Here is a 19,619-nt window from a genome sequence, read left to right on the forward strand (position 1 = left end):
TCCCATCGTGTCCATCACCCGGTCACTGCCGCCAGAGGACCGCCAGCGTCTTGCTGACCGCGCAGACCAGTGCGAAGGCGATCCCCCAGCCCGTCGCCCCGGCGGCGAACAGCGCGAGCACCCCGGCCCCGAACCACAGCAGTTCGAAGCCGGCGCGGGCCGCTCCGCGTGTCGTGTACGACGCCTTCGGCGAGCCGAACAGCGCCCACAGCACGACGAGTACGGCGGGCGCGGCGAGGCCGAGCAGCCACCGCGCGGGGGCGGACGCGTCTCGGGTGAAGCCCCAGTGGGCGGCGGCCGCGAGGGCGCCGAGTTCTATCAGGAACAGGACGCCCAGGTTGACGGCCTTCGCTGTCTTCATGCGCGGCAGTATCACCTGCCTCCGGGCACCGCCGCCACGATTTCGATCTCGACCAGAGCCTCCGGCCGGAACAGCCGCGGCACCTCGAAGGTCATGCTCGTGGGCGGGGCCCCGGTGAGGAACTCCCTCGTACGGCGCCGTGTTCGTCGAGCCGGGAGATGTCCGTCGCCGCCGTGGCGATCGGCAGGCGCGCCCTGGGGCACCCGATCCGGCGACGGACAGCACCGCCCCCGTATCCCCGGACCACGGACCCGATCCGTCGACACTGGACGCGGCGCGAACGCGGTGAACGTGGTCCTGCTGCCCGTCCTCGACGAGGGTGCCCCCGCGCGGGCGGTGTACGCGGCAACGGTTCGGGGGCGGACGCCGACGCCGGCCACGGGGGCGTTCCGCACGGCCCGGCGTGCGGCCGCGGCGAAGGTCCCGGGCATCGAGGGCACCATGGCGTAGACCACACCCGTCACGCGATACTTCCGCCGTCCCGCGCCAAGCGCCGCACAGCGATGAAAGGACTTGAACTCCCTTGAATTCTTTACGTGTTCGGATCGGCGTCCTCGGACTGGCTCTGATGGCCGGGATGGCGGTCCCGACGGCGACGGCGTCCGCCGGCACGGCGTCCGCGCCGACCGTCGAGGAACAGCGGCTCGACAAGGCCGTGCCCCAGGAGATCCTCCGGCGCTCGGGATTCGACACCGTGGCCCCCGAGTTCGCCCGCGCGCTCGACTCCGCGCACGCCTACGCCCAGGCCCGTCGCATCGTCGTACGGGAGGGATCGGCGCTGTGGCGGCGGGCGGTCGAGCGGGCGCAGGGGCGGGGGCCCGCGGGCGGTGACCTCAGCCGGGACGACGACCGGCCGCTGTACTGGGCCCGGCTGGGGATGACCCGGGAAGTGCGGACGTGGGAGCCGGAGTTCGGGCTGTCGGACGCACAGCGGTCGGCGCTGCTCTCGGAGTTGGAGCGGACCTCGCGCGGTCAGACCGGCATCCGCTATCCGCACGGCAAGGGCGTCCGCCGGATCCTGGTCACCGGCTTCGACCCGTTCACCCTCGACCGCGACATCCGCATCTCCAACCCGTCCGGGGCCACGGCGCTCGCGCTCGACGGCACGGTGATCGAGACGGCAGACGGTCCGGCGCGCGTGGAGACGGCCGTGTTCCCGGTGCGCTGGCAGGACTTCGCGGACGGAGCGGTGGAGCGGACGCTGCGGCCCTACCTGCCGAAGGTCGACCTCTTCACGACCGTGAGCCAGGGCCGGCTCGGGCGCTTCGACGTCGAGCGCACCAACGGGGCCTGGCGGGGCGGCTTCCCGGACAACGACGCCATCGGCCGGACGGAGACGATCCCGGTCACCGACCCGGCCTCGCAGCCGCAGTGGACGACCACCACGCTGCCCTACTCGGCGATCGTGGCCGCGCACACCGGGCGCTTCCCCGTGTACGACCACACGGAGGTGACCGAGATCCCGGCGGGCGGCACCGATCCCGTCGTACGGGCCGACGGCCCGACCCCCGGCTCGGCGGCCCGCGCCGGCGGTGGTGGCAACTACCTCTCCAACGAGATCGCCTACCGCGCGACGCTGCTCCGGGACCGCCTGGGCCTGCACGACACCCTGCCCGGCGGCCATGTCCACACCCCCGTGCTCCAGTTCGGCACCGGAAACACGGACCCGGCCTCCGGCACGGTCACGGACCCGGAGTTCGTGCGGAACCGGCTCGACATCATCGACCAGGTGCGGTCGATCGTGACGGTGGCGGCGGACGCCGCGTTCAGGAGGTGACCTGCTCCGCCTCGGTGTCGTCCGTGTCCTGGTCCGCGTCCTCGTCGGTCTCCTCGCCCAGCAGATCCCGTGCCAGCAGCGTCGCCCCGGCGACCGCGCCCGGCATCAGGAAGACCGCGACGAACGGGACCAGGAAGGCCAGGCCGAGGGGGGTGCCGAAGCCCCAGACCAGGGTCTTGCGGGAGCGCAGCAGGGTGAGCCGGGCGCGCAGCTCGACGCCCCGGCGCTGCAGGGCCACGGCGGCGAGTTCCTCGGTGAGGAAGAAGCCGGTGACGAGGAACCCGAGCACCGGTCCGGCCGTCTGGCCGACGAACGGCAGGAATCCGAGGGCGAACAGCAGCACGCCCCAGACGGCGGCGCGGATCAGGATGCGCAGGCTGTCGCGGGCCGAGATCCACAGTTCGCGCCACAGGGGGAGGCCCGACTCGGGTGCCGTGCCGTCGGGCGACACGTCCCGGTCGACCTTCTGGGAGAGGTTCTCGTAGAAGGGCTGGCCGATCAGAAGGGTGAGCGCGGTGAAGGTGAGGACGGCCATCAGGAGGCCCAGGGCGAAGAGCACCGCCGTGAGGAAGCCCCGGAACAGACCCTGCCAGGGGCTCGACCAGTCGTCGGCGAAGGGCGTGGCCCAGCCGACGACGTCCTCGCCCCAGACGGCCAGCGCGACGAGCGCGGCCGCATAGAGGACCAGGGTGATCAGGCCGGGCACGAGGCCGAAGCCGTACTGCTTGCCGTGCCGGGCCACCCAGCGCTGGCCCCTCAGGAGATAACCGAATCCCGCCCCAAGATCGCGCATGACGAAAACTTTACCGGGGTGCCCCAAGGAGCCCCAGGGGCCCGGGGGCCTATCCGTCCAGCATCCGTCGCAGCAGGTCCCGCAGGGACAGCCGCTCCTCGTCGGAGAGTCCGGCGAGGGGCTCGCGGGCGAAGCGCAGGCCGTCACGGAGGTCCTGGGCGACCTGCCGGCCCTCGTCGGTGGCGGCGGCGAGCTTCACCCGGCGGTCCGCCGGGTCGGGACGGCGCTCGACCAGGCCGCGGGACTCCAGGCGGTCCACGATCCCGGTCACGTTCGACGGCTCGCACTTCAGTTTCTGCGCGAGCTTGCGCATCGGCAGCGGCTCCAGGGACAGGAGGCTGAGCAGGCGGGCCTGCGCTCCGGTCAGCGTGTGCTCACCCGCCGCTTCCTCGTAGTCCGCGTAGAACCGGGCCACGACGTCCCCGATCAGCTCGACGACCTCCATGGTCAGCCGGTCGGGGCGATAGGTCTTCTGTGGGGTGGACATGCCCTCAAGAGTACCCGGTTACTTGACATCATGAAATATTCAGGCGCATGGTTGTTTCAGTTACTGAAACAAATCCGAAAGGCACTGTCATGATCAACCGCGAATGGCACCTCCTCAGCCGTCCCGTCGGCTGGCCGAAGCCCGAGGACTTCGCCCTGGTCGAGGCAGAGGTCCCGACGCCAGGCGAGGGCCAGGTGCTGGTACGGAACAAGTACCTCTCGGTCGACCCGTACATGCGCGGCCGGATGAGTGCCGCCAAGTCGTACGCGGCCCCCTACGAACTGGGCAAGGTCATGCAGGGCGGCGCGGTCGGCGAGGTCGTGGCCTCCAACGCCGAGGGAATCTCGGTGGGCGACCACGTCCTGCACTTCTTCGGCTGGCGCGAGTACGCGGCCATGGACGCGAAGAACGCCGTCAAGGTCGACCCCGCGGCCGCGCCGCTGTCGACGTATCTCGGCGTCCTCGGCATGACCGGCCTCACCGCCTACGCCGGCCTGCTGCGCACCGCCTCCTTCAAGGAGGGCGACAGCGTCTTCGTCTCCGGCGCCGCGGGTGCCGTGGGCAGCCAGGTCGGCCAGATCGCCAAGCTCAAGGGCGCCTCGCGGGTCGTCGGCTCCGCCGGGTCCGACGAGAAGGTCAAGCTGCTGGTGGAGGAGTACGGCTTCGACGCCGCCTTCAACTACAAGAACGGCCCGGTGGCCGAGCAGCTGCGCGAGGCCGCTCCCGACGGCATCGACGTCTACTTCGACAACGTCGGCGGCGACCACCTGGAGGCGGCCATCGGGTCGCTGAACCAGGGCGGCCGGATCGCCGTCTGCGGAATGATCTCCGTCTACAACAACACCGAGCCCGCCCCCGGCCCGAGGAACCTCGCCCGGCTCATCCAGACCCGTGGCCGTATCGAGGGCTTCCTGGTCGGCGACCACTACGACCTGCAGCCGCAGTTCGTGGCCGAGGTCGGCCCGTGGGTGGCGTCGGGGCGGCTGAAGTACCGCGAGACCGTCGTCGAGGGCATCGAGAACAACCTGGAGGCGTTCCTCGGGGTCCTGCGCGGCGACAACACCGGGAAGATGATCGTCAAGCTCTAAGGGCTTCCCGGCCGTTTTCGGCATGCGGTAACTTCTTTCCGACATCCATGGCGATCGTGGGCGCGAGTCGCCATGGACCGAGGAGAGAGACAACCGCATGCCCATTCAGCAGTCCGACGTCCTTTACACCGCCGTCGCCACCGCGGAGAACGGCCGCGACGGACGGGTCGCCACCGACGACGGCAGGCTCGACGTGGTCGTGAACCCGCCCAAGGAGATGGGCGGCAGCGGCGCCGGCACCAACCCGGAGCAGCTGTTCGCCGCCGGCTACAGCGCCTGCTTCCAGGGCGCCCTCGGTGTCGTCGCCCGCCAGGAGGGAGCCGACATCTCCGGTTCGACGGTCACCGCCAAGGTCGGCATCGGCAAGAACGACGACGGCTTCGGGATCATCGTCGAGATATCGGCGGTGATCCCGAATGTCGATGCGGACACGGCACGGGGTCTGGTTGAGAAGGCTCACCAGGTGTGTCCGTATTCGAAGGCTACGCGGGGGAACATTACGGTCGTGTTGGGCTAGCTCCTCGTGGTGGCCGCCGCCTGCTGTCCCCGTCAGATCTTCAGTGCTGCTCCGTGTACGGCTCTTGCCAGGCGGTCGTTCTCCGGGGCCGCGCCGCCCGGGAAGGCGAAGCGGCGGCGGGTGTAGCCGTAGGCCAGGCCGCTGCGGGGGTCGGCGAAGGACTGGGAGCCCGCCGCGCCGCTGTGGCCGATCGCGCCGACCCCCAGGAACGGGTGCCAGGTGTCGGCGGTCGTCTGGAAGCCGAGGCCGAACGACTTGTGCGCCCGCGCCACCAGGTCGTAGCCGACGGAGTGGAACTGGCCGAACTCCGCCACCGTGTCCGGCTTCAGCAGCGGTGCCTTGCCGTCGATGTCGCTGATCATCGCCGCGTACAGCCCGGCGAGCCCACGCGCCGAGGCTACCCCGCCGACCGATGCCGGGCCCTTCGCACGGATCAGGCGCTCGTTGGCGAGGGACTCCAGGTCGGTCGGCTCGGCCGCGTGGCCGTTGAAGGCGATGGACGCGAGGGTGTGCGGACCGCTCGGCTGCGCGTCGAGCAGAGACTGCTGCCCGGAGGTCGGCAGCATCGGCTGGGTGGTGCGGAAGCGCGGCTCGCGGGAAGCGGGCAGGCCAAGATAGAAGTCCAGGCCGTAGGGGGCGCGGACCCGCTCCTCGTGCAGTTCCTGGATCGTACGGCCCGTGGCGCGCCGTACGACCTCACCGGTGAGCGCGCCGATGACCAGGGCGTGGTAGCCGAAGGCGGTGCCGGGCCGCCAGAACGGCCGCTGGTCGGCGAGGCGTTCGGCGATCGCCCGGTCGTCGGCCAGCTCCGCCAGTGTGAACCCGGAGTCTGTGCCGACCAGGCCCGCCCGGTGCGCCAGCAGATCGCGCAGGGTCAGCGAGCCCTTGCCCTCCGCGGCGAACTCAGGCCAGTAGTAGGTGACTTTGCGGTCCAGTTCCAGGGTGCCGTCCTGAACGAGCGTCGCCGCCACGAGATGGGCGGCTCCCTTGGTGGAGGAGTACACGCCGTAGAGGCAATCCCCGTCGGCGTCCTCCCCCACCCATAGGTCGACGACCCTCCGCCCGTTGACATACGCGCACAACTGACCTTCGTAGTCTGCTCGTTCACCGGCGACGAAGGCGGCGAACTCCTCGCGCACCGGCTCGAAGCCATCGGCGACCGTGCCGTGGACGGTGATCTCCTGTGTCATCCGCTCTCCTCAACCGAGCCGCTGCTCGCTGCTCCCACTGTGATCAACGCCCTTGCCAACCGGGCGGATTTCCCCTTCGGATGGTCCGGGAAGAGGGGTTCGGTGCCGGACAGCACGACGTGCGGAACACTCAGAACGGGTCTCGGGGGAACGGCTCTTGCGGTGGGGCGCACGCGTACCTCCTTCGCGGTTCAGAGATCGGTACGGCGGGACGTACCTGTTCGACTCAACGGCAACAAGGGGATCTCGGTGTCACCGATGCCCCGGACGGCCGATGGCGAAGGGGGCGTACGGGGCATGCTGGGGTCGGGCGCACGCGAGACGCGGGCCGAGGAGAGGCGGGAGGGGCCATGGCGACGATTCCATCGCTGCCCAGCAGGGACGACATGCTGCGCATGGCACGCAGCACCACCGACATCACCGGCCAACTCCTGGACACGGCCGGGAACATCACCAGGATCGCGATCAACACCCTGGATCCGCGGGACGGTTCGGGCACCGAGCTGTTGCGGGTGTTACGGCAGACCACGGCGGAACTGGCGGAGGCGAGTGCGTCACCGCAGGCGCAGGAGGCGTTCTACCGGATCGTCGACACGCTGACCCGGCTGGGTACGAGCGGTGCGCCGCTGGCGGTGCACCCGGTGAGCGAACCGGCGCAGGCCCTGCTCGCCGCCCTCGGCGACAGCCTGCTGCCGGTGCTGGACGCGGTGGAGCCGGCCGTGGAGGAGGTGGCCGCTGCGGTCGGGGAGCTGGCCGAGGCGATGTCCCCGCTGCTGCCCGCGGCGGCGGGCCTGGGGGCGGGTGTGCTGCTGGCCCTCACCCCGGTGCTCCGTGCGGCGGCCGAGGTTCTGCGGGACTCCTCCCCCGAACTCCGCCGCATCGCGGACGCGCTCACCGCGGCCGTGGCTCCCCTGATGCCCCTCCAGGTGGCCCTGGCGGAGCGGGCGGCCAAGGCGGGCGTGAGCGTCGTCCGCGCCACACTGCCACCCCTGGCCGACCTGACCGAGGCGGCAGCGGCAACGACGAAGGCGGCCCGCCCGGTGCTGATAGCGGGCGAGGAACTGGTGGTCGCCGGTCTGGAACACCTCCAGCCCCTGCTCCTGACAACGGCAACCCACGCGGGCCGCGTGGCCCGGGCGGCGGCGGTACGGGTGTCGGCGGCGGTGAACCCTGCGGCCGACCGGGGGGTGGTCGTGGCGGTCACAACTGCGTAGCAGCTCCGCCGGATTCGCAGAAGAACAACACCGCGGCTTCGGGGTGGACGCCGGCCGGGCGCCCGCCGCGGGTCGTCGGTACTGCGGCCGGGGTGGTCGCCGGCCGCGCGATCGTGCCCGGCCGCGCCGCAGCCCCCGCGCCCATACCGGCGACAGCCGACCGACCGGCCCCGACAACTACCCCACGCACACCACCGCAAGAACCGCCCGCGCGACTGCGACTGCGACAGAGCGGCGGTCGCAGCAGACGTCATCGGAACCACGGCGGGGTGGGCACCGACAACGATCGCCCTGCCCGGCCGCGCCGCAGCCCCCGCGCCCATACCGGCGACAGCCGACCGACCGGCCCCGACAACTACCCCACGCACACCACCGCAAGAACCGCCCGCGCGACTGCGACTGCGACAGAGCGGCGGTCGCAGCAGACGTCATCGGAACCACGGCGGGGTGGGCACCGACAACGATCGCCCTGCCCGGCCGCGCCGCAGCCCCCGCGCCCATATCGGCCCGTCGACTACCTCACGTGCACCACCACAAGAACCGCTTGCACGTCTGGGTCGGTGACGGATGGGCGGTCGGGACGGATGTCGTGGGGGCCGTGGTCGGGGTGGGGGCCGGCTGGGCCGTGGTCGTGGCGGTCGGCCGTGATGTCGTCGTGTCCGAGCCTGCGGCGGACGACTGGTCCGACTTGTCCGTCGCCTTGTCGTCCGGGGACTTGGACGCCTTGTCCTTGTCGGACGCCGAGGCCGACGGGGAGGCGGAGGCGTCCGATGAGGCGGAGCCCGCTCCCGACGAGCCGCCGGGCGCGTCGTCCAGGGGCTTGGCGGTCTTGCCGGACTCCGCGGACGAGGAGCCGCCGTCGGTCGTCTCGCCTCCGGCCGCGACCGGTTTCGGGCTGGAGAAGGGGGCGTCGATGCCCAGTTCGGCAAGGCTCAGACCACCCGCCGCGAGGACGAACCCCGCGGTGATCAGAATGGCGCGGCGCCGCCGTCGGCGATGGGCCGCGGCCTTGCGGTCGCGACGGCTCGCGTCGGCGCCGGCCGGGCCCTCGGCGGCTCCTCCGCGCGCCCGTCCCCGGCCGCGCCCACGGCCCTGCTCACGGCGCCGGGCCGCGCGTCCCCGCGGATCGTTCTCGTCGCTGCCACCGTCGCCGTCGTAACTCTCGTCGTCCTGTTCGCCCTCGTCGTCGTAACCGTCGTACGGGGACTCGTCCTCGTACTCGTACGGATCCTGAGGGAGCGCATCCGCTTGCTGCTGATACGCGCGTAGCTCTTCGACGGGTGTGCCGCACCCCGGGCAGGCGAGGGCGCCGTTGAGGTGCCGACGGCACGGGTGGCAGTAGTCCATGACGCCGGAAGACTAAGTTCCGCACCGGTCACGTTCCTAGGCACCACTGTGAAGGTTCTGTGGGAGATCGAAAAAGCTCTCGAAAGCCTTGTCGAAACCGTTACCTGTTCGCCCCATTGACACTCCCGCCGCCCCCTCCTTACTGTCACGCCAACATTTCGAACGTGTGACGAAATATCGAACAGCTGAGAGGCAACTGCCGTGCGCATCACCGGAATCAGCACACACGTGGTGGGGACGCCGTGGCGCAACCTGACCTACGTACAGGTGCACACCGACGAAGGGATCACGGGACTCGGCGAGACCCGGATGCTCGGTCGCACCGATGCGCTGATCGGCTATCTGCGGGAGGCCGAGGCCAACCACATTCTCGGTTCGGACCCATTCGCCGTCGAGGACCTCGTCCGCCGTATGAAGTACGGCGACTACGGCCGGGCGGGTGAAATCGTGATGTCCGGCATCGCGGTGGTCGAGATGGCCTGCTGGGACATCAAGGGCAAGGCGCTCGGCGTCCCGGTCTGGCAGCTGCTCGGCGGCAAGGTCACCGACAAGGTCAAGGCGTACGCCAACGGCTGGTACACGACGGAGCGGACCCCGGAGGCCTATCACAAGGCCGCCCAGGAGGTCATGGCCCGCGGATACAAGGCCCTCAAGATCGACCCGTTCGGCACCGGGCACTTCGAGCTCGACCACGCGCAGACCCTCTACTCCGTCTCCCTCATCGAGGCCGTGCGAGACGCCATCGGCCCGGACGCCGAGCTGATGCTGGAGATGCACGGCCGCTTCTCCCCCGCCACCGCGGTCCGGCTGGCCAGGGAGCTGGCCCCGTTCAAGCCGGCCTGGCTGGAGGAGCCGGTGCCGCCGGAGAACCTCAAGGCGCTGGAGAAGGTGGCCGCCAAGGTGGACCTGCCGGTGGCGACCGGCGAGCGGATCCACGACCGGATCGAGTTCCGTGAGCTCTTCGAGAGCCAGGCCGTCGACATCGTCCAGCCGGACGTCGGCCACATCGGCGGCATCTGGGAGACCCGGAAGCTGGCCGCCACCGCCGAGACCCACTACATGCTCGTCGCTCCCCACAACGTGGGCGGCTCCGTGCTCACCGCGGCCTCGCTCCAGGTCGGGTTCACCTCCCCGAACTTCAAGATCCTGGAGCACTTCAACGACTTCGCCGACGCGGAGATCAAAAAGGTCGTGAGAGGCGCCCCGGAGGTCGTCGACGGGTACTTCCCACTGTCCGACGCACCCGGTCTCGGCGTCGAGTTCGACGCCGACGCGGCCGCCGAGTTCCCCCAGCAGCAGGCCAGGTTCGACCTGTGGGCCGACGGCTGGGAGCAGCGCAAGCCGAAGGGCGCCCAGAAGTGAACACCGCCGTCGTCATCGAAGCGCCGGGCACGCACCGCGTCGTCCCGCACGAGCCGCGCGAGCCGGGTCCGGGCGAGGCCCTGGTCGCCGTGCACGCGGTCGGCATCTGCGGCAGCGACCGTGAGGTGTACCAGGGCAACCGGCCCGAGGGGTACGTCCGTTACCCGCTGACGCCAGGCCACGAGTGGTCCGGGACGGTGTGGTCGGTGGGCGCCGGGGTGCAGGACTTCCTGGTCGGCCGCAAGGTGGTGGGCGAGGGCTTCCGCAACTGCCAGGTGTGCGACCGCTGCCACGCGGGCGAGACCACGCTGTGCACCGCGGGGTACGAGGAGACCGGCTTCACCCAGCCGGGCGCCATGGCCGGCACGCTCACCCTCCCGGCCCGGCTCCTGCACGTCCTGCCGGACGAGGCGGACCTCACCGCCGCCGCCCTCCTGGAGCCGGCTGCCTGTATCGCGGCCGCCGCGCTCAAGGGGAACGCCCGGCCGGGCGAGCGGGTCGCGGTGGTCGGCACCGGGACGCTGGGGATGTTCGCGGTGCAGTTCCTGAAGGCGGCCTCGCCGTCGGAGCTGCTGGTCGTGGGCACGCGCAACGACCGGGAGGCCCTGTCCATGCGGTTCGGGGCCGGCGACTTCCGCACGAAGAACGCCGGAAGTCCGGCACTGCCCGGCGACTTCGACGTCGTCATCGAGACCGCCGGGTCCGCGTCCGCCGCGCGCACCGCCGCCTCCCTGCTCAGACGCGGCGGGCGCCTGGTCCTGACGGGTATCCCGGCGCCGGGCGCCGAGGGTCTCGACCCGACCGATCTGGTCGTACGGCAGCTGGAGGTGCACACCGTCTTCGGGGCGCCGCCGGACGCCTGGGCGCACACGGTACGGGTCTTCGGCGCCGGGTTGCTCGACCCGCTGCCCCTGGTCACGCACGAGCTGCCGCTGACCGAGTTCTCGCAGGCCATCGAGCTGGTGGGAGCCGGCGATCCGAAGGTCGGCAAGGTGCTGCTCCGCCCCTAGCCGTACGCCGGCCACGGCGTTCACCTGACGACGCCGTGACCGGCGTACACCCGAGCCTTTTTCCGCCCCGAGCCGCGAACCTTGTCCGAAATATCGAACATGAAGGACAGCTTGTGACCGACGCTTCCGCCGCGGCAGCCCGCCGGCCCGGTGAGCAGGCGCTCACCACCCTGGGCCTGGGCGCGCCCGCCCTCGACCCCGCCGACGCCTCCGCGCACACCTTCCCGGGCGGCGGCCGCTGGCGCACCGAGATCCCCTCGTGCGAGGGTCCCGAGGCGCTGGCGGTCGTCCTCAAGGAGTCCTCCCGGCTCGACGTGCCGATCCACCGGATCAGCCAGGGCAGCGGCGTGTGGATGCTGACCGATGCCGAGATCACCGAGATGGTCGAGGCCACCGATGAACGCGACATCGAACTCTGCCTGTTCACCGGCCCGCGCGGCACCTGGGACATCGGCGGCTCGGTGCGCACCGACTCGCGCGGCGGCGGCCTGCGCGCCCGGGGCCACGACGCGGTCGCCGGATGCGTCGAAGACGCCGTCCGCGCAACCGAGTTGGGCGTCAAATGCCTGCTGGTCGCCGACGAGGGCGTGCTGTGGACGCTGCACCGGGCGCGGGAGAGCGGCATCATCCCGGCCGACACCACGCTCAAGGTCTCGGCACTGATCGGGCCGGTCAACCCGGCGTCGTACGCGGTGTACGAGCGCCTCGGCGCCGACTCCGTCAATGTGCCCAGCGACCTGACGCTCGGTCATCTCACCGAGATCCGCCGGGTGTCCGGCGCCCCCATGGACATGTACGTCGAGGCCCCCGACGACCTCGGCGGATACATCCGGATGTACGAGGTCGCCGAGCTCATCCGGCGGGGCGCGCCGCTCTATCTGAAGTTCGGCCTGTCCAGGGCTCCCGGCATCTACCCGTGGGGCACCCATCTGCGGGACGTGACCCTGGACACCGCCCGGGAGCGGGTGCGGCGCGGCCGCCTCGCCCTGGATCTGCTCGCCCGGCACGGCGCGGACGGCGACATGGCGCCGCTCGGCTCCCGGCTGCCCGGGACGCTCCACCGCTTTCCCACCGGCGCCTGAAACGCCCAGGACCTCTCAACGTCGAGAAGAACAAGGACTGATCACATGCGCAACCGCAGAGCCGCCCTCGCCGCCATGGCCTCAGCCGCCTCCCTCGCCCTCACCCTGTCCGCCTGCGGCCAGAACAGCGAGGGCGGCGGCAAGGACAAGGGCGGCAGCGTCAAGGGGGCCACGATCGGCATCGCGATGCCGACCAAGTCCTCCGAGCGCTGGATCTCCGACGGCAAGAACGTCGTCAAGAACCTGGAGACCAAGGGCTACAAGACCAAGCTGGTCTACGGCGAGGACGACCCGGACCAGCAGGTCTCGCAGATCGAGAACCTGATCACCCAGGGCGTCAAGGGCCTGATCGTCGCGGCGATCGACAACAAGTCCCTGAACAACGTGCTCCAGGAGGCCGCGGACGCCGGCATCCCGGTCATCGCCTACGACCGGCTGATCCTCGGCACCAAGAACGTCGACTACTACGCGTCCTTCGACAACACCAAGGTCGGCGAGCTCCAGGCCAACTACATCGTCGACCAGCTGGGCCTGAAGAGCGGCAAGGGCCCCTTCAACGTCGAGCTGTTCGCCGGCTCCAACGACGACAACAACACCAAGTACTTCTTCAACGGTGCGATGAGCGTCCTCAAGCCGTACATCGACAGCAAGAAGCTGGTCGTCCGCTCCGGCCAGACCGAGCTCACCAAGGTCACCACCCTGCGCTGGGACGGCGCCACCGCCCAGAAGCGCATGGACGACATCCTGACCTCGTCCTACAAGAGCCAGCGGGTCGACGCGGTCCTCTCCCCGTACGACGGCATCTCGATCGGCATCCTGTCCTCGCTGAAGTCCGACGGCTACGGCTCCAAGAGCAAGCCGCTGCCGGTCATCACCGGCCAGGACGCCGAGCTGGCCTCGGTGAAGTCGATCATCGCCGGTGAGCAGACGCAGACCGTCTACAAGGACACCCGCAAGCTCGCCGAGGTCGCGGCGGCCATGGTCGACGACACCCTCAAGGGCAAGAAGCCCGAGGTCAACGACACCAAGACCTACGACAACGGCACCAAGGTCGTTCCCTCCTACCTGTTGCAGCCGGTGAGCGTAGACAAGAGCAACTACGAGGACGTGCTGGTCAAGGGCGGCTACTACACGGACGCCGAGCTCAAGTAATCCGGACGCACCCGACCCCGACAACCCTGATTGGAAGGCACGACCATGGCGGGACCCGTCCTGGAAATGCGCTCGATCGTCAAGACCTTTCCCGGTGTCAAAGCGCTCTCGGACGTCACGCTGACCGTCCGCCAGGGCGAGGTCCACGCCATCTGCGGTGAGAACGGCGCCGGGAAGTCCACCTTGATGAAGGTGCTCTCCGGCGTCCATCCGCACGGCAGCTACGAGGGCGAGATCCTCTTCGAGGGAGAGATCTGCCGCTTCAGGGACATCCGGGCGAGCGAGCACCACGGCATCGTCATCATCCACCAGGAGCTGGCGCTGGTGCCGTACCTCTCCGTCGCGGAGAACATCTTCCTCGGCAACGAGCACGCCAGGCGCGGGCTCATCGACTGGAACGAGACCCTCAAGCACGCCACCCAACTGCTGCGCCGGGTCGGTCTCGACGAGCATCCGGAGACCCGGGTCGCCGACATCGGCGTCGGCAAACAGCAGCTCGTGGAGATCGCCAAGGCGCTGTCGAAGTCGGTCAAGCTGCTCATCCTCGACGAGCCGACGGCGGCCCTGAACGACGAGGACAGCGGCAAGCTCCTGGACCTCATCCTGGAGCTGAAGAACCAGGGCATCACCTCGATCATCATCTCCCACAAGCTGGCCGAGATCCGCCGGGTCGCCGATTCGGTGACGATCATCCGCGACGGGAAGTCCATCGAGACGCTGGACGTGAAGGCCGCGCAGACCACGGAGGAACGGATCATCGCCGGCATGGTGGGCCGCGACCTGGACCACCGCTTCCCCGAGCGCACCCCGCACGAGGCGGAGGAGGGCGCGGCCCCGGCCCTGGAGATCCGCAACTGGACCGTGCACCACCCGATCGACCAGCAGCGCAAGGTGGTCGACGACGTGTCGATCCAGGTGCGCCGCGGGGAGATCGTCGGCATCGCCGGCCTGATGGGCGCCGGCCGCACCGAGCTCGCGATGAGCGTCTTCGGGCGGACGTACGGCCGGTACGCGGGCGGCACGGTCCTCAAGGACGGCAAGGAGATCCGTACGAAGTCCGTCGCCGAGGCGGTGGACCACGGGATCGCGTATGTCACCGAGGACCGCAAGCACTACGGCCTCAACCTCATCGACACCGTCAACCGCAACATCTCGCTGACCGCGCTGGGCAAGGTCGCCAATCGGGGGATCGTCGACGAGCACGAGGAGCGGCAGGTCTCCGAGGGCTACCGCAAGTCCATGAACATCAAGGCGCCGACCGTCTTCGAGCCGGTGGGCAAGCTGTCCGGCGGCAACCAGCAGAAGGTCGTCCTCAGCAAGTGGATCTTCGCGGGCCCGGACGTGCTGATCCTGGACGAGCCCACGCGCGGCATCGACGTGGGCGCCAAGTACGAGATCTACGCGGTCATCGACCGGCTGGCCGCCCAGGGCAAGGCGGTCGTCTTCATCTCCTCCGAGCTGCCCGAACTGCTCGGCATGTGCGACCGCATCTACACGATGGCCGCGGGACGGCTGACCGGCGAGGTGCCACGGGCCGAGGCCACGCAGGAAGTGCTGATGCGTCATATGACGAAGGACAAAGAGGTAACCCGATGAGCACGGATGTCACCGCCAAGAACCCGGCCCCCGCGCCCCCGGGCAGGAGCGGGCCGGCCACCGGCGGGGGCCTGCTCGGGCTGATGCTGGACGGCCTGCGCCGCAACATGCGGCAGTACGGCATGCTGATCGCCCTCGGCCTGATCGTCGTGCTCTTCGCGATCTGGACCGACGGAGACCTGCTGCTGCCGCGCAACGTCTCCAACCTGGTGCTGCAGAACAGCTACATCCTGATCCTCGCGATCGGCATGATGCTGGTGATCATCGCGGGCCACATCGATCTGTCGGTCGGCTCGCTGACGGCGTTCGTGGGTGCCTTCGCGGCCGTGCTGACGGTGCAGCACGGGATGGCCTGGCCGCTCGCCCTGGTGCTGTGCCTGCTGGTGGGCGCGGTGGCGGGCTCGGTACAGGGATTCCTGATCGCGTATCTCGGCATACCGTCCTTCATCGTCACCCTCGCCGGGATGCTGCTCTTCCGCGGTCTCACGGAGATCCTGCTCAAGGGCCAGACCCTCGGCCCGTTCCCCGACGGTCTGCAGAAGATGGGCAACGGCTTCCTGCCCGAGGTCGGTCCGAACACCAACTACCACAACCTCACGCTGCTCCTCGGCCTCGTGCTGATCGTCGCCGTGGTGTGGCAGGAGGTGCGGGACCGCGGCCGTCAGCAGGAGTTCGCGCTGGAGGTGCTGCCCGGCCGGCTGTTCCTGCTGAAGCTGGTCGCCCTGGTCGCCGCGGTCCTCACCCTCACGATGCTGCTCGCCAGCTACAAGGGCGCGCCGATCGTGCTGATCATCCTCGGCGCGCTGGTGGTCGGCTACGGCTATGTCATGCGCAACGCCGTCTTCGGCCGCCACATCTACGCGATCGGCGGCAACCTGCCGGCGGCCAAGCTGTCCGGCGTCAAGGACAAGAGGGTCACCTTCTACGTCTTCCTGAACATGGGTGTGCTCGCGGCCCTGGCGGGTCTGGTGGTCGCCGCCCGGCTGAACGCGGCCTCGCCGAAGGCGGGCGTCAACTTCGAACTCGAGGCGATCGCCTCCTCGTTCATCGGTGGTGCGTCCATGAGCGGCGGTGTCGGCACCGTCCTCGGCGCCATCATCGGCGGTCTCGTCCTCGGTGTGCTGAACAACGGTATGAACCTCCTCAGCGTCGGCACCGACTGGCAACAGGTCATCAAGGGCATCGCCCTCCTGGTGGCGGTCGGCTTCGATGTGTGGAACAAGCGCAAGTCCGGTTCGTAAGTAGCTCGGGCCCCACCGGTCTTCCGGTACGGGGCCCGACTTCCATTGGGCGAGTGAGCCGAAGGGGGCGCACCCCGGAGGCGAACCGCGCCACAAAAAAGGGAGCCGCAACATGGAACTGAACAGACGCACGGTCATCGCAGGTACCGCGGCGGCGGCACTGGCCGCGACCACCCTCGGGGGCACCGCCGAGGCCTCCAGCAGCAAGCTGCCGAGCAAGTCGCTCTTCGGCAAGCTCGCCGACGGCACCAAGGTGTACCGCTGGTCGCTGGAGAACGGCGGCACCCGGCTGAAGGTCCTGAGCTGGGGCGGTGTCGTCCAGGGCCTGGAGCTCCCCGACCGGCACGGCCACTACGCCAACGTCTCGCTGGGCTTCGACAACATCGACGACTACGTGGCGAAGACCCCGTACTTCGGTGCCCTGATAGGCCGCTACGGCAACCGCATCGGCAACGGCCGGTTCACCCTGGACGGCACGGCGTACCAGTTGTCCGTGAACGACGGCGTGAACAGCCTGCACGGCGGCGCCAAGGGCTTCGACAAACACATCTGGCACGTCGAGCCGTTCACCAAGGGCTCCGACGTGGGCCTGCACCTGCACTACACCAGCGTCGACGGTGAGATGGGCTACCCGGGCACGCTCAGGACGAAGGTGACGTACACCCTCACCGGACACGGCGACTGGCGCATCGACTACGAGGCCACCACCGACAAAGCCACCGTCGTCAACCTCACCAGCCATGTGTACTGGAACCTGGCCGGCGAGGGCAGCGGCACGACCGAGAACCACGAGCTCACGATCGCCGCCTCCCGCTACACCCCCACCGACTCGGGACTGATCCCCACCGGCGAGCTCGCCAAGGTCCACGGCACCCCCTTCGACTTCCGCAGGACAAAGACGATCGGCCGGGACATCCGGGCCGCCCACGCCCAGCAGGTGCAGGCCAAGGGCTACGACCACAACTGGGCCCTGGACAAGGGCATCACCGCCAGGCCCGAGCACGTCGCCACCCTGCGCGACCCGCACTCCGGCCGCACCCTGCGGATCGCCACCGACCAGCCGGGCCTGCAGTTCTACTCCGGCAACTTCCTCGACGGCACCCTGACCGGCACCGGCGGCCGCACCTACCGGCAGGGCGACGCGCTCTGCCTGGAGACGCAGCACTTCCCGGACTCGCCCAACAAGCCCGCGTTCCCGTCGACCGTGCTACGGCCGGGGCAGACGTACCGGACGACGACGATCCACTCGTTCGGCGCGTAGTGCTCCGCCGGGAGAGCCGTTCGGGTGCGGTGAGGCCGTCGGGGAACTGCGGGTCGTCCGTGGCTGGTCGCGCAGTTCCCCGACGGCCCTGGCGCGTTGCGCCTCTGTGAGCTGAAGCACCATGGCGTCCACGCAAAAGACCGGCCTCCGGTTCCGCAACTCACACTTCTTTCACACACGTTGAACAGCGTCACCGCCGACTCCGTATAGAGGGGTGGCCCGTGCTCCCCCGCGCGGGCCACCCAAGACGACGAGCCCGGCCGTCCCCGTCGGCTCGCCTCATACGGAGGTTTCATGGCCGAAAACGTCACCTCGCTGTTCCGCAACACCGCGGCGCACAGCCCGTCGATGGCGGCGCTGACGCGGGAGGGCGGCGACGGGGCCGGGCCGGTGGACTTCTGTATTCCCTGTAATCCGTACTTCCCCACCCCGGCGATGTTCGAGGAGATGTCGGCCCGGCTGCGGGACATCGTCACGTACTACCCGAGCAGCGCCGACACCATCACGGCGGAGCTGTGCAACCTCCTGCAGCTGCCGCCGCAGTGCGTGGCGATGGGCAACGGCTCCACGGAGCTGATCACCTGGATCGACCACCTCCTGGTCCGTGAGTCCCTCGCCGTCCCGGTGCCGACCTTCGGCCGCTGGACCGACCAGCCGATGGAGACCGGCAAGCGCGTCGACATGTTCCCGCTCCAGGAGTCCAGCGGTTTCGCCCTGGACCTCGCGCAGTACGCGGAGTTCATCCGCAAACGCGGCACCCGCGTGGCCGTCATCTGCAACCCGAACAACCCCGACGGCGGTTTCATCCACCGCCAGGCGCTCGTGCAGTTCATGGACGCGATGGCCGACCTGGACCTGGTGGTGATCGACGAGTCCTTCCTCGAGTTCGCCGACGCCGAGGCCGAGCCGAGCGTCGTGCAGGAGGCGATGCTGCGCCCGAACGTGGTCGTGCTGCGCAGCCTCGGCAAGAACTTCGGACTGCACGGCATACGCTTCGGCTATCTGGTCGCGAACCCGTCCCTGGCGGGCAAGATCCGCTCCATGCTCCCCAAGTGGAACCTCAACTCCTTCGCCGAGCACGTGGTGTTCATGCTGAAGGAGCACGGCGCGGAGTATGCGCAGAGCCTGCTGCAGGTGCGCCGCGACCGGCTGGAGATGGCCAGCCAGCTGTCCGCGCTGCCGGGCCTGACGGTCTATCCGTCCCAGGGCAACTTCCTCTTCGTGCGCCTGCCCGTCGGCGCCGAGGGCACCGTGGTCCGGGACCGGATGCTCACCGAGCACCGGATCCTGGTCCGTGAGTGCGGCAACAAGATCGGATCTTCCAGCCGCTTCCTGAGGCTCGTGGTGCGCCCCCAGGTCGACGTGCGTCGCCTGGTGTCCGGCCTGGAGCAGGTGCTCTACGGGTCCAGGAGGGGAGCCGCCGTACCCGAGCTGAGTACAGGGACCAGCTACAGCTCGGGTACGGCGGCGGTGGACCGGCTGGTGAGCGAGACCAACGGCGCCGGGATGCTGGGGCTTGCCGCGCAGGCCATCGGTGCCGGCGCCGCCCCGGGGCCCGCCGTCGCCCCGGCCGCCGGCACCGGCATGCCGCTCCCCGCCGCCGTCCAGCCGGCCGGCGGCGGGATGCCGATGCCGGCGGCAGCCCAGGTCATGCCGCAGCCCATGGCCGTCCCGGCCGCCCCTCCGGCGCCCGCGCCCATGCCAAGCCCGATGCCGGTCCCCACACCGGTGCCTACGCCGGTGCCGGCGCCGGTCCCCACACCGGTGCCGGCGCCGGTCCCCACACCGGTGCCGGCGCCGGTCCCCACGCCGGTGCCGGCACCCGCCGCCGCGGTCGCCGGCCCCACCCCGCCCGGGGTCCCGGCCCGCGGCGGCCTCACCGCCGCCCAGGTCCGCGGTATGACGGCCCCCGCCGCGGGGCTGACCCCGGCTCCGGCGACCGGCTGGCCTAACGCCCAGAGCTGGCCGAACGCGGCGGGAATGGGGCAGGCGGGCTAGCCCGCGCGGCTGTCTCGACGACATCTTGACGGCCGTCACTTCGCCGCACCGACAGCTCGGTCGGGCGACGCCCCGTACTGATCGCCACCCGCACCGCGGCCGACGCCCTGGCCGTGGGAGCCGCCGCGGCCCTCTGCACCCTC

The 19,619-nt window shown here is 70.1% G+C and carries 18 protein-coding genes; 13 read left to right on the top strand and 5 right to left on the bottom strand.

Going from position 1 to position 19,619, the window contains the following annotated elements; all coding sequences use genetic code 11:
• Positions 1–22: 22 nt before the first annotated feature.
• Positions 23–361: a YrdB family protein gene (locus tag Q8A52_RS30735; RefSeq protein ID WP_316757337.1), complete on the bottom strand. Its 339-nt coding sequence runs from the start codon at positions 359–361 to the stop codon at positions 23–25.
• A gap of 285 nt (positions 362–646) precedes the next feature.
• Here Q8A52_RS30735 and Q8A52_RS30740 point away from each other — a divergent pair, with 285 nt between their 5' ends.
• Positions 647–811 carry a hypothetical protein gene (locus Q8A52_RS30740; protein WP_316757701.1) on the top strand — a complete coding sequence of 55 codons (165 nt, stop codon included), beginning with the start codon at positions 647–649 and terminating at the stop codon, positions 809–811.
• A gap of 73 nt (positions 812–884) precedes the next feature.
• Entirely contained in the window at positions 885–2,138 is a 1,254-nt protein-coding gene (locus Q8A52_RS30745; protein WP_316757339.1) for a pyroglutamyl peptidase, read from the top strand.
• Here Q8A52_RS30745 and Q8A52_RS30750 read toward each other — a convergent pair.
• Together Q8A52_RS30750 and Q8A52_RS30755 are read right to left on the bottom strand one after the other, a co-directional pair.
• Positions 2,128–2,931: an EI24 domain-containing protein gene (locus Q8A52_RS30750; RefSeq protein WP_316757340.1), complete on the bottom strand. Its 804-nt coding sequence runs from the start codon at positions 2,929–2,931 to the stop codon at positions 2,128–2,130. The genes Q8A52_RS30745 and Q8A52_RS30750 overlap by 11 nt on opposite strands.
• Before the next feature lie 49 nt (positions 2,932–2,980).
• On the bottom strand, positions 2,981–3,418 hold the full coding sequence (locus Q8A52_RS30755) for a MarR family winged helix-turn-helix transcriptional regulator (RefSeq protein ID WP_316757342.1): 438 nt from the start codon (positions 3,416–3,418) through the stop codon (positions 2,981–2,983).
• A gap of 89 nt (positions 3,419–3,507) precedes the next feature.
• Between Q8A52_RS30755 and Q8A52_RS30760 the strand changes: the two genes are divergently transcribed.
• Both Q8A52_RS30760 and Q8A52_RS30765 read left to right on the top strand, forming a co-directional pair.
• On the top strand, positions 3,508–4,506 hold the full coding sequence (locus Q8A52_RS30760; protein ID WP_316757344.1) for an NADP-dependent oxidoreductase: 999 nt from the start codon (positions 3,508–3,510) through the stop codon (positions 4,504–4,506).
• A gap of 97 nt (positions 4,507–4,603) precedes the next feature.
• Positions 4,604–5,023, top strand: coding sequence for an organic hydroperoxide resistance protein (locus Q8A52_RS30765; protein WP_316757346.1), 420 nt, complete (start codon positions 4,604–4,606; stop codon positions 5,021–5,023).
• Between the two features lie 32 nt (positions 5,024–5,055).
• Here Q8A52_RS30765 and Q8A52_RS30770 read toward each other — a convergent pair whose 3' ends face one another.
• The gene (locus tag Q8A52_RS30770) at positions 5,056–6,213 is read right to left on the bottom strand and encodes a serine hydrolase domain-containing protein (protein ID WP_316757347.1); all 1,158 of its coding nucleotides are present in this window, start codon (positions 6,211–6,213) and stop codon (positions 5,056–5,058) included.
• A gap of 350 nt (positions 6,214–6,563) precedes the next feature.
• On the opposite strand from Q8A52_RS30770, the gene Q8A52_RS30775 reads away from it, so the two are divergent.
• A complete protein-coding gene (locus tag Q8A52_RS30775; protein ID WP_316757349.1) occupies positions 6,564–7,427 on the top strand; it encodes a hypothetical protein in 864 nt (287 codons plus the stop codon).
• Between the two features lie 519 nt (positions 7,428–7,946).
• Here Q8A52_RS30775 and Q8A52_RS30780 read toward each other — a convergent pair.
• Entirely contained in the window at positions 7,947–8,774 is an 828-nt protein-coding gene (locus Q8A52_RS30780; protein ID WP_316757351.1) for an SCO2400 family protein, read from the bottom strand.
• Positions 8,775–8,975: 201 nt separating this feature from the next.
• Between Q8A52_RS30780 and Q8A52_RS30785 the strand changes: the two genes are divergently transcribed.
• The 8 genes from Q8A52_RS30785 (at position 8,976) to Q8A52_RS30820 (ending at position 19,476) form a co-directional block, all read left to right on the top strand.
• Positions 8,976–10,136 carry a mandelate racemase/muconate lactonizing enzyme family protein gene (locus tag Q8A52_RS30785; RefSeq protein ID WP_316757353.1) on the top strand — a complete coding sequence of 387 codons (1,161 nt, stop codon included), beginning with the start codon at positions 8,976–8,978 and terminating at the stop codon, positions 10,134–10,136.
• Positions 10,133–11,146: a zinc-dependent alcohol dehydrogenase gene (locus Q8A52_RS30790; RefSeq protein ID WP_316757355.1), complete on the top strand. Its 1,014-nt coding sequence runs from the start codon at positions 10,133–10,135 to the stop codon at positions 11,144–11,146. Before Q8A52_RS30785 ends, Q8A52_RS30790 begins: the two co-directional genes overlap by 4 nt.
• Before the next feature lie 113 nt (positions 11,147–11,259).
• Complete coding sequence (locus Q8A52_RS30795; RefSeq protein WP_316757357.1) at positions 11,260–12,228, top strand: hypothetical protein; 969 nt, start codon at positions 11,260–11,262, stop codon at positions 12,226–12,228.
• 45 nt (positions 12,229–12,273) lie between these two features.
• Positions 12,274–13,380: a multiple monosaccharide ABC transporter substrate-binding protein gene (gene chvE, locus Q8A52_RS30800; RefSeq protein WP_316757359.1), complete on the top strand. Its 1,107-nt coding sequence runs from the start codon at positions 12,274–12,276 to the stop codon at positions 13,378–13,380.
• Between the two features lie 45 nt (positions 13,381–13,425).
• Entirely contained in the window at positions 13,426–14,976 is a 1,551-nt protein-coding gene (gene mmsA, locus Q8A52_RS30805; RefSeq protein WP_316757361.1) for a multiple monosaccharide ABC transporter ATP-binding protein, read from the top strand.
• Positions 14,973–16,217 (top strand): multiple monosaccharide ABC transporter permease, encoded by a 1,245-nt coding sequence (mmsB, locus tag Q8A52_RS30810; RefSeq protein WP_316757363.1) that lies wholly within the window; start codon positions 14,973–14,975, stop codon positions 16,215–16,217. Before mmsA ends, mmsB begins: the two co-directional genes overlap by 4 nt.
• Positions 16,218–16,329: 112 nt before the next feature.
• Complete coding sequence (locus tag Q8A52_RS30815) at positions 16,330–17,478, top strand: aldose epimerase family protein (RefSeq protein WP_316757365.1); 1,149 nt, start codon at positions 16,330–16,332, stop codon at positions 17,476–17,478.
• Between the two features lie 294 nt (positions 17,479–17,772).
• On the top strand, positions 17,773–19,476 hold the full coding sequence (locus Q8A52_RS30820; protein WP_316757367.1) for a pyridoxal phosphate-dependent aminotransferase: 1,704 nt from the start codon (positions 17,773–17,775) through the stop codon (positions 19,474–19,476).
• The last annotated feature ends 143 nt before the right edge of the window (positions 19,477–19,619 follow it).

Source organism: Streptomyces herbicida (assembly GCF_032656585.1).
Lineage (GTDB): Bacteria > Actinomycetota > Actinomycetes > Streptomycetales > Streptomycetaceae > Streptomyces > Streptomyces herbicida.

Bases quoted from the DNA above. Each gene is read 5' to 3' on its own strand.
- Q8A52_RS30735 (WP_316757337.1), bottom strand. From the start codon at position 361: ATGAAGACAGCGAAGGCCGTCAACCTGGGCGTCCTGTTCCTGATAGAA.
- Q8A52_RS30750 (WP_316757340.1), bottom strand. From the start codon at position 2,931: ATGCGCGATCTTGGGGCGGGATTCGGTTATCTCCTGAGGGGCCAGCGC.
- Q8A52_RS30755 (WP_316757342.1), bottom strand. From the start codon at position 3,418: ATGTCCACCCCACAGAAGACCTATCGCCCCGACCGGCTGACCATGGAG.
- Q8A52_RS30760 (WP_316757344.1), top strand. From the start codon at position 3,508: ATGATCAACCGCGAATGGCACCTCCTCAGCCGTCCCGTCGGCTGGCCG.
- Q8A52_RS30765 (WP_316757346.1), top strand. From the start codon at position 4,604: ATGCCCATTCAGCAGTCCGACGTCCTTTACACCGCCGTCGCCACCGCG.
- Q8A52_RS30770 (WP_316757347.1), bottom strand. From the start codon at position 6,213: ATGACACAGGAGATCACCGTCCACGGCACGGTCGCCGATGGCTTCGAG.
- Q8A52_RS30775 (WP_316757349.1), top strand. From the start codon at position 6,564: ATGGCGACGATTCCATCGCTGCCCAGCAGGGACGACATGCTGCGCATG.
- Q8A52_RS30780 (WP_316757351.1), bottom strand. From the start codon at position 8,774: ATGGACTACTGCCACCCGTGCCGTCGGCACCTCAACGGCGCCCTCGCC.
- chvE (WP_316757359.1), top strand. From the start codon at position 12,274: ATGCGCAACCGCAGAGCCGCCCTCGCCGCCATGGCCTCAGCCGCCTCC.
- mmsA (WP_316757361.1), top strand. From the start codon at position 13,426: ATGGCGGGACCCGTCCTGGAAATGCGCTCGATCGTCAAGACCTTTCCC.
- mmsB (WP_316757363.1), top strand. From the start codon at position 14,973: ATGAGCACGGATGTCACCGCCAAGAACCCGGCCCCCGCGCCCCCGGGC.
- Q8A52_RS30815 (WP_316757365.1), top strand. From the start codon at position 16,330: ATGGAACTGAACAGACGCACGGTCATCGCAGGTACCGCGGCGGCGGCA.
- Q8A52_RS30820 (WP_316757367.1), top strand. From the start codon at position 17,773: ATGGCCGAAAACGTCACCTCGCTGTTCCGCAACACCGCGGCGCACAGC.